The organism is Amycolatopsis sp. NPDC051061 (assembly GCF_040682935.1).
Taxonomy (GTDB): domain Bacteria; phylum Actinomycetota; class Actinomycetes; order Mycobacteriales; family Pseudonocardiaceae; genus Amycolatopsis.
This window is the reverse complement of sequence record NZ_JBFBBZ010000002.1, coordinates 78,839-90,769: the sequence shown is the minus strand read 5'-3', so window position 1 is coordinate 90,769 and position 11,931 is coordinate 78,839. Positions and strand designations below refer to the sequence as shown.

Below are 11,931 nucleotides of genomic sequence, written 5' to 3'. Positions count from 1 at the left end.
CTCGTGTACCGGGGACGCGAGGAAACCCGAGATCCACTGCCGTCATTACGCCCAGCGTAGCTCCGGAACGCGCGAACCGGCCCGCTCGCTAGGATACTTTGCGGAATGAGTGGTTCAGTTGCCGAACTAACGAGGACTCGTGACGGAAAAGACTTACCCGGTCACCGATGAGGAGCTGTTCCGCTTCGCGGAATTGGGCCGCCAAGGCAGCACGTTCACCGTCCTCCGGCACGCCAGGATCGCCGAGCGGATGGGCCTGTCCGGCACCGACCACAAGACGTTCGACCTGGTCATCCAATCGGGCGGACCGTTGACCGCCGGCCGGATCGCCGAGCTGACCGGCCTGTCGACCGGCGCTGTGACCGGCGTCATCGACCGCCTCGAGAAGGTCGGTTTGGTCCGCCGTGTCCGTGACCCCGAGGACCGCCGCAAGGTCCTCGTCGAGGTCGTCCCGGGGGCCGCCGAGCGCTTCGCGCCGCTCTTCGAGTCGGCCTTCGACGCCCTTCGCGAGACGCTGGCGCAGTTCTCCCCGGTCGAGCGAAAAGCCATCGAGCGTTATCAGAATGTCATGCTCGAACAGCTGCGCGCCGAGATCATGCACAATTCACGCCCCGCGTAGCTTTTCCTCAACTGCGGAGATAATGTCTTCGCCATGCCGCAATTTCGGTTGTCCGAGGCCGCGCGCCTGCTCGGCGTCAGCGACGACACCGTCCGGAGGTGGGTGCGCGCGGGGCAGCTGACCGCGACCGACGACGCCGCCGGGCGCAAGGTCGTCGACGGCGCCCAGCTGGCGGGGTTCGCCCGGGCCCAGGCCTCCGGCCCCGAAGACCCCTCCACCGTCGGCCGCTCCGCCCGCAACAGGTTCGTCGGGCTGGTCACCGAGGTCATCGCCGACAAGGTGATGGCCCAGGTGGAACTGCAGTGCGGGGCACACCGGGTGGTGTCCCTGATGAGTACGGAAGCCGTCCGCGAGCTGGGCCTGCGCCCTGGGGTGCTCGCGGTCGCGGTGGTCAAGGCGACCACTGTCGTGGTGGAAACACCGGAAGGAAGTCGATGAAGAAGCCGAAGCCGCGGTTGTCACAACTCGCTCTCGCCGTCGCGGCCGTCGCCCTGTTCGCGGGCGCGTGCAGCAGCTCGGACGAGCCCAGCACGCAGTCCGGCGGGTCGTCGGTCGCCGCGCCCGCGCCGAAGGGCAGCGGTGACGCCGGCACCGGCACGCTCACCGTGTTCGCCGCCGCGTCCCTCACCGAGTCGTTCACCGCGCTCGGCAAGGAGTTCGAGGCCGCGCACCCCGGCGTCACCGTGAAGTTCAGCTTCGCGGGCTCGTCCGGCCTGGTCCAGCAGCTGACCAACGGCGCGAAGGCCGACGTCTTCGCCTCGGCCGATCAGGCCAATATGGACAAAGCCGTCCAGGGTGGCGTGATCGACGGCCAGCCGACGGTCTTCGCGACCAACAAGCTCGCCATCGCGGTCGCCCCGGGCAATCCCCAGGGCATCAAGTCCTTCGCGGACCTGAACAAGGCCGGCCTGAGCGTGGTCACCTGCGCGCCGCAGGTGCCGTGCGGTTCGGCCGCCAAGAAGGTGGAGACCGCGACCGGCGTCACGCTCAAGCCGAAGAGCGAAGAGCAGGACGTCAAGCAGGTGCTGAACAAGGTCCAGTCCGGCGACGCCGACGCGGGCCTGGTCTACGTGACCGACGCCACCTCGGCCGCGGGCAAGGTCGACAAGGTCGACTTCCCCGAGGCGAGCGGCGCGATCAACAACTACCCGATCGCCGTGGTCAAGGGCGGGCAGAGCGCGCTGGCCAAGGAGTTCGACGAGTTCGTCCTCGGCAACGAGGGCAAGACCGAGCTGAGCAAGGTCGGGTTCGGCCCTGCGCAGTAAGCGTCTCGCGAACGGCCGGCCGGGATCCGTCCCGGCCGGCCGTTCGAGCGTCCCGTGGGTGCTCGCCATCCCCGCCACCCTCGCGCTGGCGCTCGTCGTGCTGCCGGTCGTCGGCCTGCTGGTGCGCTCGGACCTGACGCGGCTGCCGTCGCTGGTCGTGTCGCCGTCGTCGTGGCACGCGCTGCGGCTGTCGCTGATCACGGCGGCCCTGTCCACCCTGGCCTGCGTGCTGCTCGGCGTGCCGCTGGCCGTCGTGCTCGCCCGGGCCCGGTTCCGCGGGGTCCGGCTGCTGCGCTCGATCGTGCTGCTGCCCCTGGTGCTGCCGCCGGTCGTCGGCGGCCTCGCGCTGCTCTACCTGCTCGGCCGCAAGGGCTTCCTCGGCATCCTGATCACCACGCTGACCGGCGAGACGGTGCCGTTCACCACGACCGCGGTGGTGATCGCGCAGACGTTCGTCGCGATGCCGTTCCTCGTGGTCAGCCTCGAAGGCGCGCTGCGCGGGGCCGGCGACCGCTACGAGCAGGTCGCCGCGACCCTCGGCGCGCGCCCGTGGACCGTCTTCCGGCGCGTCACGCTGCCGCTGCTGCTGCCCGCGCTCGGCTCCGGCGTCGTCCTCAGCTTCGCCCGCGCGCTCGGCGAGTTCGGCGCGACGATCACCTTCGCCGGCAGCCTCGAAGACGTCACGCGCACGCTGCCGCTCGAGGTCTACACGCAGGCCGAAGTGGACATCGACAGCGCCGTCGCGCTGTCGTTGCTGCTCATCGTCGTGGCGGTCATCGTCATCGCGGTCGCGCGCCCGCGCTCGTGGGAAGGCGGCCTGCGGTGAGCCTGACCGCCCGGATCGAGGCCGTCCGCGGCTCGTTCTCGCTGGACGTGGACCTCGACGTGCCCACGGGGACAGTCCTCGCGCTGCTCGGCCCCAACGGCTCCGGGAAGTCCACGGTGCTGGGCTGCCTCTCCGGGTTGATCACGCCGACGTCGGCGGAGATCACCGTGGCCGGGCGCGCGCTGGCCGGGGTGGCGCCGCACCGCCGGGGGATCGGCCTGCTCTCGCAGGACGCGCTGCTCTTCCCGCACCTGTCCGCGGCCGACAACGTCGCGTTCTCGCCGCGCTCGACCGGTGCCGGCCGCCGCGCCGCGCGCGAACGCGCCTTCTACTGGCTGGCCGAAGTGGACGCCGTCGCGCTCGCCGACCGGCGGCCCGGGCAGCTGTCCGGCGGCCAGGCCCAGCGCGTCGCCATCGCCAGGGCGCTCGCCGCCGAGCCGGACCTGCTGCTGCTCGACGAGCCGTTCGCCGCCCTCGACGTCGACGCCGCACCGGCGATCCGCGGCCTGCTGCGGCGGGTGCTCAAGACCGGGCCGACGACCGTGCTCGTCACGCACGACCCGCTGGACGCGCTGGCGCTCGCCGACCACGTCGCGGTGATGAACGGCGGCCGGATCGTCGAACGCGGCCTGACCCAGGAAGTGCTTTCGGCACCGCGGACGGCGTTCACCGCGCGGATCGCCGGGCTCAACCTGGTCGCCGGGACGGCGGTCGACGACGGCCTGCGGACGGCGTCCGGCTCGATCGTGAGCGGGATCCCGGCAGCCGATGTGGTGCTGGGGGAGCCCGCGGTGGCGGTGTTCCCGCCGAACGCCGTCGCCGTGTACTCCCGTGACGGCGAGCACCGCGGCAGCCCGCGCAACACGGCCGACGCCGTCGTCGCGGCCCTGGAGCCGCACGGGCCGGTGATCCGCGTCCGGGCCGAGGGCGACGGCTGGGCGCACGGCCTGACCGCGGACCTCACCCCGGCCGCCGTGGCCGAGCTCGCCCTGGAGCCCGGCTCGGCGGTGACGCTGTCGGTGAAGGCCGCGACCGTGGTGGTGCATCCGGCTGCGGCCTCCTGACTCCAGCGCCCCAAGGTGGCCTTGGGTGCGTTGAACGCACCGAAGGGCCCCTTGGTTGCGTTGAACGCACCGAAGGCCACATTGGGGCGCATGGGAGCCGGCGTCAGCCCTCGTGGTGGTGGCCGCCGCCCGGGTGGACGTGGAACTTCGCCACCTCGGGCGGATGCACGACGAACGGCCGCATCATGCCCTCGTCCTCGTGGTCGAGGATGTGGCAGTGGTACATGAACTCGCCGGTACCCCCGCCGAACTTGCCGGCGACGCTGACCCACTGGCCGGGGTTCACGATGATCGTGTCCTTCCAGCCCTCCTCGTACTTCTCCAGCGGGACGTCGGTGAACCCGCTGATCGGCGCCGTCGTCCGCTCCGAAGCCTGGTCGAACGTCGTGGTGAAGCTCCGCCGGAACAGCGCCTGGAACTCCGTCAGGTGGATGTGGACCGGGTGCGCCGGGCCGCCGTTCGCGACGTGCACGATGTTCCACACCGCCCACCGGTCGTGGTCGATGAAGATGCCGGTCGTGTCGTCGAAGAGCCGCCCGATCATCCGGAACGTCTTGAGCCCGCCTGCCGGGTCCTGGACCTGGATGATCCCCTCGCCGCCCGGGTCCGCGTCGACCTGTTCGAGGTCCCACATCTCCGGGTGGCCCTCGGCGTTGAGCAGCAGCGCGATCCAGACGTGGTCGTGGTCCTCCGGCAGCGTCGAGCCGTGCACCAGCCGCGTGTAGGACGTCGAGACCTTCTCCGGCAGCGTGAAGGAGTCGTGCTTCGCTCGGCCGTCGACCCGGAACTCCATGAGGTCCGGCTCGATCCCGCCCAGCCGCGGGTCGGCGTTGCGCAGCTTGAGCTTCTGCCCCTTGAAGCGGCTGAAGTCGATCAAGACGTCGAAGCGTTCGGCCGGGGCGACGGTCAGGCCGCCGGCCGGCAGCGCCGCGGGTGCCGGCAGCAGGCCGCCGTCGGTGCCGATCAGGCGGACGGCGTCGTTGACCGGGGTGTTGTTCTCGTCGACGAGGTTGAGCGTGAAGAACCGCGAGTTGGCGGCGTTGAGCAACCGGAAGCGGTACCACTTCGCGTCGACGTCCAGGTGCGGCCAGATCACGCCGTTGACCAGGCTGAACGGCCCGGAGAACGGGATCATCGGGCCGTTCGGGACGTACGGGAACTTGAACAGCAGCTGCCCGGTGAGCGCGCCGGTCGCCGGGTCGGTGTCGAGGTTGCGGTCGGTGATGATCAGCGGGAGCTCGCGGTCGCCGTGGGGCAGGTCGAGCGCGTCCTCCTCGTCGTCGCGGATCAGGTACATCCCCGCCAGGCCGGTGTGGACGTTGAAGCGCGTGATCGCCATGGCGTGGTCGTGGTACCAGAGCGGCATCGCCGGCTGCCGGTTCTGGTACTCGGCCAGCTGCGACGTGCCCTTGAGGCCCGCGTTGTGCGCCCAGCCGTCGTTGCCCGCGTTGGTGCGCGCGCCGTGCAGGTGCACGACGGTCCACGCCGGCAGGTCGGCGACGCCCTCGACGATCGAGTAGCCGGGCTTGGCCAGCTCGCGGCCCGGGCGGCTGGTCGGCGCGTCGGTGACCGGGCCCTGAACGGCGACCAACGGGATCTCGCCGTCGATTTCGTTCGACCACGAAATCCGCAGCTGCTTGCCGCTGCGCACTTCGATCGTCGGACCCGGGAAATGGCCCGCGTACGTCCACAACGTACTCGGCGGCAATTGCGAGTGCAGCCGCTGCTGCTTGGCCACCATCGGAATGGTGATCATGTCCTGGCCCCACCACGAATGCGGCCGGAGCACCGGCGGAATCGGCAGTGGGTCGAGGAACTTGGTGAGTCCCCAGTTCGGCCCGGTGACGGGCCCGGCCGTGGCCGGACGCTCGATGATTTCGGTCATGCGGTTTCCCCCTTCGCGTTCGGGGGCAGGACGAATTGCGCCCCGGCGATTACGCCGGTGACGTCTAAAAGTATTCCCCCGAACCCCCTCGGTGGCCGGGAACGCGACTCCCCTCGCGATACCGGCAATTCCCACTGTAGCCCTTTTCGCCGAGAACCGCAGGTGCTTCGCGCGCGTGATAGGTTCCGCGCATGAACGAACGCCGGTGGACGTATCTCTCCGACATGGACGGCGTCCTGGTCAAGGAGGAGCACCTCGTCCCCGGGGCTGACGAGTTCCTCGCCGAGCTGAAGTCGAACGGCATCGACTTCCTGGTGCTGACGAACAACTCGATCTACACCCCGCGCGACCTGCGGGCCCGGCTGGAGCGCACCGGGCTCGACATCCCGGAGGAGTCGATCTGGACGTCGGCGCTGGCGACCGCGAAGTTCCTCTCGTCGCAGCGCCCGAACGGCTCGGCGTACGTCATCGGCGAAGCGGGCCTCACGACGGCGCTGCACGAAGTCGGCTACGTGCTGACCGAGCGCGACCCGGACTACGTGGTGCTGGGCGAGACCCGCACGTACAGCTTCAGCGCGATCACGCGCGCGATCCGGCTGATCGAGGGCGGCGCGAAGTTCATCGCGACCAACCCGGACGCGACCGGCCCGAGCGTCGAAGGCTCGATGCCCGCCACGGGGTCCGTCGCGGCGCTGATCGAGAAGGCCACCGGGCGCTCGCCGTACTACGTCGGCAAGCCGAACCCGCTGATGATGCGCTCGGCGTTGCGCCGATTGGGTGCGCATTCGGAGTCGACGCTGATGATCGGCGACCGGATGGACACCGACGTGCACTCGGGCATCGAGGCCGGATTGCAGACGATCCTGGTGCTCACGGGCATCTCCACCCGGGAGTCGGCCGAACGGTATCCGTATCGGCCCACTCTGGTGCTCGACTCGATCGCCGACCTGATCGGGCGAACCGGCGACCCGTTCGGCGAAGGCTGACGGTGGGCCGGGTGGCCGGAGGGCTTATCGTCACCGGATGAGCAAGTCCACCTACGTTGTGGGCGACGTGCACGGCCACCGTGACGAACTGGCCGAGGCACTGCGCGCCGAGGGTCTGGTCGACGACGAAGACAACTGGTCGGGGGAAGAGGACCAGCTGTGGTTCCTCGGTGACTTCGTCGACCGCGGCCCGGACGGTGTCGGCGCGATCGACCTGGTCATGCAGCTCGAGGCGCAGGCGGCCGAAGCCGGCGGCCAGGTGCAGACGCTGCTGGGCAACCACGAGATCCTGGCCCTGGGGATGTACCACTTCGGCGACGAGCCGGTGCCGTCCGACTTCGGCCCGCGCAGCTTCGCCCGCAGCTGGGAGATCAACGGCGGCCTCCTGTCGGACCAGGACCGGCTGACGCCCGAGCACATCGAATGGCTGGCGGCGCGCCCGCTGGCGGCAGTGGCGGCGGATCACCTGCTGCTGCACTCCGACACGCTGGAGTACCTCGACTGGGGGTCGACGGTCCCGGAGATCAACGAGGCGGCCGCGGAGATCCTGACGGGCTCGGACATCGAGGCGTGGTGGGACGTGTGGCGCCGCATGACGACGCGCTACGCGTTCCGCGGCCCGGACGGGGAAGAGAACGCGCAGAAGCTGATGGACGCGCTGGGCGGCTCCCGGATCGTGCACGGGCACAGCGTCATCGCCGACCAGCTGGGAATCCACCCGACACAGATCGAAGGGCCGTTCCTGTACGCGGGCGGCAAGGCGCTGGGCGTCGACGGCGGGCTGTTCGTCGGCGGGCCGTGCCTGGTGGTGGAGCTGCCGTACGAGCCGGAGTCCTAGGCGATCTCGACGATCTCCTTGCCGAGCGGCATCAGGGAGATCGGGATCATCTTGAAGTTCGCCACGCCGAGCGGGATGCCGATGATCGTGACGCACAGGGCGATGCCCGTGAACACGTGCCCGATCGCCAGCCACAGCCCGGCGAAGACGAACCAGATGACGTTGCCGAGGCAGGACGCCGCGCCCGCGTCGCGGCGTTCGACCACCGTGCGGCCGAAGGGCCAGAGGGCGTAGCGCGCGATCCGGAACGACGCCAGCCCGAACGGGATCGTGACGATCAGGATGCAGCAGAGCACGCCCGCGAGCAGGTAACCCAGGGCCATCCAGAAGCCGGACAGGACGAGCCAGATGATGTTCAGCAGCGTGCGCATCAGACGTGCAGCTCCCCACTCACGATGGTGACGGCTTGGCCGGCGAGGTGGACGCGGTCGCCGTCCTGGCGGGTCCGGACGATCCCGCCGCGTGCGGAAACCTGGTGGCCGGTCAGTTCGGTCTTTCGCAGTTTTTCGGACCAGTAGGGCGACAGGATGCAGTGGGCCGAGCCGGTGACGGGGTCTTCGTCGATGCCGACGCCCGGCGCGAAGAAGCGGCTGACGTAGTCGTCGCCTTTCGCGGTGACCAGCAGGCGTCCGGTCCAGGTCGCCTTGAGCTTCGCGAGGTCGGGTTCGAGCTTTTTGACCGTTTCAGCCTCGGGGAGGACGGCGAAGAGGTTTTCGACGCCGCGTCCGACGTACTCGATCTCGATCCCGGGGAGGATTCCGGACAGGTCGTCGTCGGTCGGGGTCGGCGGGTCGGACGGGAAGTCCAGCTCGACCCAGCCGCCGTCGGCCTTGGCGCGCAGCTCGCCGCTTTTCGTCGTGTACGTCTGCTCGCCGCCGAGGACGTGCGTGGCGGCGACGGTGGCGTGCCCGCACAGCGCGACCTCGACGGCGGGGGTGAACCAGCGGAGCGACTTCGGGCCGTCGGTGTTCGTGACGACGAAGGCGGTCTCGGCGTGCTTCATCTCAGCCGCGACGGCTTGCATCCAGGCCGCGTCGGCGGGTTCGTCCAGGAGGACGACCCCGGCGGAGTTCCCGGCGAAAGCCCGGTCGGTGAAGGCATCGACCACGAAGAAGCGCATGCTCCCAATGTAGCCCGCGACCTGGGTGTGTTGATCTTTTCTCAGGGAGATTCAGGGGTTGTCCCCTACGCCTCCCCGATGGTGGGCTTGACGATTTTTTCGCCGTCCGGGCCGCGTTCGGGCTTGAGGTCGAAGACGTCCTCGTCGACGGCGTACTTGTTCTTGTGTTCTTTGTCGTCTTCCTTTTTCTTGCCGGCCCCGGCGGCCCCCGCAGCGCCCCCGCCTTTGCCCTTCGCGGCCGCGGCGGCGGTGGCACCGCGTTCGAGCCGTTCGCCCGGTGCTTTTCCGCCGGTTTTGGCTTTGCCTTCGCCGGGGGCTTCCTTCGGATCACCGGTGTAGCCACCACCGGAGACGCGCGAGCCGGCGAACCCGGTCCCGGCGCGCCCGGCACCGGACTTGCCGCGCGTGATGTCGCCGCTGCCACCGGTTCCGCCGCCGGCCGTTCCGGGCATGGCGAGGCCGTCCGGGGTCATGCGCGGGAAGGCGCTCGGGGACGGCGTGCCGCGGAAGCCGGTGTTGCCACCGCTGAAGTTTCCGGTACCGCTGGTGACCCCGGGCTGAACGAAGTTCGGCGGTGTGGTGCCGGGTGGCGTGGTGCCGCCGGTGGTTCCTCCAGGGACGAAGCTCCCGCTCGTTCCGCCGGGCCCGGTGGTCGTTCCGCCTCCGATGGTGGGGGTGCCGGTGAAGCTGGTGCTGCTGGTGCCGTGGAACCCGGAGACGGAGGTGGAGTCGTTCCCGCCGAGCTGCGGCGGCGGCGCGTAGGTGGGCTGGGAGCTGGCGGTCTCGTGGTAGGTGCCGTCGAGGTTTTGGAGCACCTGGACGGCTTGTTGGTGCGCCGCGTCGGACTGTTGTTGTTTGGCTTGGATGCCGGCCATGGTGCCGCTCATGCCGATGAGGTCACCGGAGTTGTACTGCTGCTTGGCCTTGTCGAGCTCGGCTTGCTGGTTGAAACCGGTGGGCTCGGGCATGTTGTTCTTGGCGTAGGACGCGGCGGCGGACTGCTGGGAGTAATGGTTGCTGACCAGCTGCATGGCGTTGCCGGTCTGCTCGGTGTGGCCCGCGGTGTTTTGAAAGAACCCGTTCGCCTGGTCGGCGGCGGGCCCCTGCCAGGAACCGCCGGATGCGGTCGCCGCGTCGCGGAATTGGTTGGAGGCGTCGGCGAGCCAGTTGCCGTAAACATTGGCCACGCGGCTGCGGTCGTTGATGCCCTCGATGTCGAGGTCTTTGTGCACCATGTCGTACAGCACTTCGTGCGGACTGTTCGCGTAGTTCTCGCCCGGTGCCGGCGAGTCGCCTCGAAGGTTTTGTCCCTCTTGGAGGAGCTTGCCTTGCGCTACCGAGTAGTCCGAAGCCGCTTGCTGGGTCGCTCGTTGTCCGTCCGCACCGTGCCCTTGGGTTTTTTGGGCGGTTTCCGCGTAGTAGTCACCCTCGGACTGGCGATGCTGCGCCCGGTGCGGCTGACTCATGGCAGGACTCCGTCTCAGTTCTTCGGCAGCAGGGGCTCGACCTTCGCGGCAATTTCCTCGACCTGTTTGCAGGCACTGGCGGTATCCGTGCTGGCGCTCATCAGGATCAGAGCGCGGGAATTCGGCTTCACTTCCATCCACACACCGCATTGCCCTGAGGAGTGCTGTGGTTCGCGTTCTTCGACCGCGGGGCGCCCGTTGACGTTTCCCTCGCTCGCTTGGCTCGGATTGCCCACGTTGTCCCTGTAGTTCTGGCCGACCTGCAGGGATAAGGCCACGTCGGAGCCCGGTGTGTCGACGGTAGCTGCCTTGGTGGCGCGGCAAGACTCCTTCGAACGGGCGACAGTCGGCTCGGACTTCGGAAAACCCTGCCCGGCGAGAGCTTGGTCGAGCAAGACGCACGAGTCCAAGTCCGCGAAGCGACTGCTACCGGCTGAGTTCGACTCCGGTGCGGTCGATACCGACGTGGTGGAACTGGGGTTTGCTTGGCCCCCGACCTGGCTCGTGCAGGCGGTAACGCCGAAGGCGAGAGCCAGTGCGGCGAGCGCGACCGGAAATCCTCGTACCCTCACTGCTCTTGCAGACCTTTGTTGAGCTGGGCGAACGTCATGCTGTGGGCGTCCTCGGTCTCACGGTAGTTCTTGCGGGCGATCGCCATCGCCTCGCGAGCTTGCAAGACGCCATCGCGCATCCGGATCAGGTTGGGGATCAGGGATTCCTCGTCGCCGTCGGCCACTTTCACGTTGAAGGTGGCGACGGCCTTGGCGTACTCGCTGCCGCCCATGTTGGCCGCTGTCGTCAGAAGGCCGACATCGACGATCATGCGGTTGTATCCATCGAGGAAGAAGTCGCAGGCCTTCATGTACGCCTGGAACCCTTCCTCGTTCACCGCGAACTGGCCGCTCTGGGCGAGGTCTTTGAGGTGGTGCCCACCCTCGGAGACCCGCTTGGCAGCTTCGGAGTCAGTGGGACCGTCGAGCAACCCCGAGAGGAAGTTCGACCCCGCGTCACCTTCACCGGCCGGCGGCGTGAACGATCCCGGCGCGCCGAATTGCGAACCGCCCATGACGCCCTCCCAGTCGTCCGGCACCACCCTGCGTGGTCCCTCCGCACTGTACTAGTGACGAACCGGCCGCGTCAGTGGTTCCGGCCACGCTCGTGGAGCCACGTGCGCAGGTGAGAACCATCCGATGGGGTGAACGTCACCCGGGTTTCGCCGCCCGGTAGGGCCTCGCTGAACATCAGGAACCGGCCGCCCGCGTTGTCCACGAACGTCACCGTTCCGGCCGGCCTCAAGACGTCGGAAACGCGGACCGACAGCTCGAACGTCCCGTACCTGTGCAGGGGCCACGACGAGAACTGCGTCGCCGCGTCCGCGTCGCGGCGGGTGCCCGGCTCGATGAACGTCAGCTCCGCCAGCGGCACCGGGCGGTACGCCGGGAGCATGCCCACCACCAGGTCGGCCAGGCGGTCCGGACGGGCCTGGGCGAACAGGACCTCCTCGCCCGCCAGCTCCGAAAACACCCCCAGGCCGTGGCCGATGGCCGCGCGGTAGAACACCTGGCGGCCCTCCTCCGCCGCGCGGACGATGACCAGCACGTCCGGCTGCGTCCACGCCCGGAGCGTCTGCTCGACCTCGATGTCCAGCTTGTCCGGACCCGCCAGCCCCCGCGACCGCATGGACTCCCACGAAAGAGCCGCGATGCGCTCGTTCTCCGCGAGCGTGCGGCCGGGGCTGCGGATCTCGAACGGGTGCCAGTTCGCCGGAAGACCGGTACGCCGGATCGCCGTGTCGACCTCAGCCAGGCCCAGTGAAAATTCCTCCGGCACGTCCCCGAGCGTAGCGGAACGGCCACCCCGCG

At 69.2% G+C, this 11,931-nt stretch carries 14 protein-coding genes; 7 read left to right on the top strand and 7 right to left on the bottom strand.

Going from position 1 to position 11,931, the window contains the following annotated elements:
• Window positions 1-139 precede the first annotated feature (139 nt).
• Genes AB0N03_RS03145 through AB0N03_RS03125 form a run of 5 tightly spaced genes read left to right on the top strand, consistent with a single transcriptional unit; the run spans window position 140 to window position 3,774 of the window.
• Entirely contained in the window at window positions 140-619 is a 480-nt protein-coding gene (locus AB0N03_RS03145) for a MarR family transcriptional regulator (protein WP_364364522.1), read from the top strand.
• Window positions 620-652: 33 nt separating this feature from the next.
• The gene (locus AB0N03_RS03140) at window positions 653-1,057 is read left to right on the top strand and encodes a helix-turn-helix transcriptional regulator (RefSeq protein ID WP_086675206.1); all 405 of its coding nucleotides are present in this window, start codon (window positions 653-655) and stop codon (window positions 1,055-1,057) included.
• Window positions 1,054-1,884, top strand: a complete 831-nt coding sequence (modA, locus tag AB0N03_RS03135; RefSeq protein ID WP_364364519.1) for a molybdate ABC transporter substrate-binding protein — start codon at window positions 1,054-1,056, stop codon at window positions 1,882-1,884. The genes AB0N03_RS03140 and modA overlap by 4 nt, the downstream gene beginning before the upstream one ends.
• Before the next feature lie 58 nt (window positions 1,885-1,942).
• Entirely contained in the window at window positions 1,943-2,710 is a 768-nt protein-coding gene (locus tag AB0N03_RS03130; RefSeq protein ID WP_364364516.1) for an ABC transporter permease, read from the top strand.
• Window positions 2,707-3,774 carry an ATP-binding cassette domain-containing protein gene (locus tag AB0N03_RS03125; RefSeq protein ID WP_364364514.1) on the top strand — a complete coding sequence of 356 codons (1,068 nt, stop codon included), beginning with the start codon at window positions 2,707-2,709 and terminating at the stop codon, window positions 3,772-3,774. Before AB0N03_RS03130 ends, AB0N03_RS03125 begins: the two co-directional genes overlap by 4 nt.
• A 103-nt stretch (window positions 3,775-3,877) precedes the next feature.
• Here the strand turns inward: AB0N03_RS03125 and AB0N03_RS03120 are convergent, their stop codons facing one another.
• Window positions 3,878-5,659 carry a multicopper oxidase domain-containing protein gene (locus AB0N03_RS03120; protein ID WP_364364511.1) on the bottom strand — a complete coding sequence of 594 codons (1,782 nt, stop codon included), beginning with the start codon at window positions 5,657-5,659 and terminating at the stop codon, window positions 3,878-3,880.
• Between the two features lie 191 nt (window positions 5,660-5,850).
• Here AB0N03_RS03120 and AB0N03_RS03115 point away from each other — a divergent pair, with 191 nt between their 5' ends.
• Both AB0N03_RS03115 and AB0N03_RS03110 read left to right on the top strand, forming a co-directional pair.
• Entirely contained in the window at window positions 5,851-6,645 is a 795-nt protein-coding gene (locus tag AB0N03_RS03115; RefSeq protein WP_364364508.1) for an HAD-IIA family hydrolase, read from the top strand.
• 37 nt (window positions 6,646-6,682) lie between these two features.
• Complete coding sequence (locus AB0N03_RS03110) at window positions 6,683-7,483, top strand: metallophosphoesterase (RefSeq protein ID WP_364364505.1); 801 nt, start codon at window positions 6,683-6,685, stop codon at window positions 7,481-7,483.
• On the opposite strand, the gene AB0N03_RS03105 is transcribed toward AB0N03_RS03110, so the two are convergent.
• The 6 genes from AB0N03_RS03105 to AB0N03_RS03080 form a co-directional block, all read right to left on the bottom strand.
• Window positions 7,480-7,854 carry a YccF domain-containing protein gene (locus AB0N03_RS03105; RefSeq protein WP_364364502.1) on the bottom strand — a complete coding sequence of 125 codons (375 nt, stop codon included), beginning with the start codon at window positions 7,852-7,854 and terminating at the stop codon, window positions 7,480-7,482. The genes AB0N03_RS03110 and AB0N03_RS03105 overlap by 4 nt on opposite strands.
• Window positions 7,854-8,603, bottom strand: a complete 750-nt coding sequence (locus AB0N03_RS03100) for a PhzF family phenazine biosynthesis protein (protein WP_364364499.1) — start codon at window positions 8,601-8,603, stop codon at window positions 7,854-7,856. Before AB0N03_RS03100 ends, AB0N03_RS03105 begins: the two co-directional genes overlap by 1 nt.
• A 65-nt stretch (window positions 8,604-8,668) precedes the next feature.
• On the bottom strand, window positions 8,669-10,069 hold the full coding sequence (locus tag AB0N03_RS03095; protein WP_364364497.1) for a hypothetical protein: 1,401 nt from the start codon (window positions 10,067-10,069) through the stop codon (window positions 8,669-8,671).
• A gap of 14 nt (window positions 10,070-10,083) precedes the next feature.
• Window positions 10,084-10,641, bottom strand: coding sequence for a DUF3558 family protein (locus tag AB0N03_RS03090; RefSeq protein ID WP_364364494.1), 558 nt, complete (start codon window positions 10,639-10,641; stop codon window positions 10,084-10,086).
• Window positions 10,638-11,162, bottom strand: coding sequence for a hypothetical protein (locus tag AB0N03_RS03085; RefSeq protein WP_364364491.1), 525 nt, complete (start codon window positions 11,160-11,162; stop codon window positions 10,638-10,640). The genes AB0N03_RS03090 and AB0N03_RS03085 overlap by 4 nt, the downstream gene beginning before the upstream one ends.
• 44 nt (window positions 11,163-11,206) lie before the next feature.
• Window positions 11,207-11,899: an ESX secretion-associated protein EspG gene (locus AB0N03_RS03080; RefSeq protein ID WP_364364488.1), complete on the bottom strand. Its 693-nt coding sequence runs from the start codon at window positions 11,897-11,899 to the stop codon at window positions 11,207-11,209.
• Window positions 11,900-11,931 lie beyond the last annotated feature (32 nt).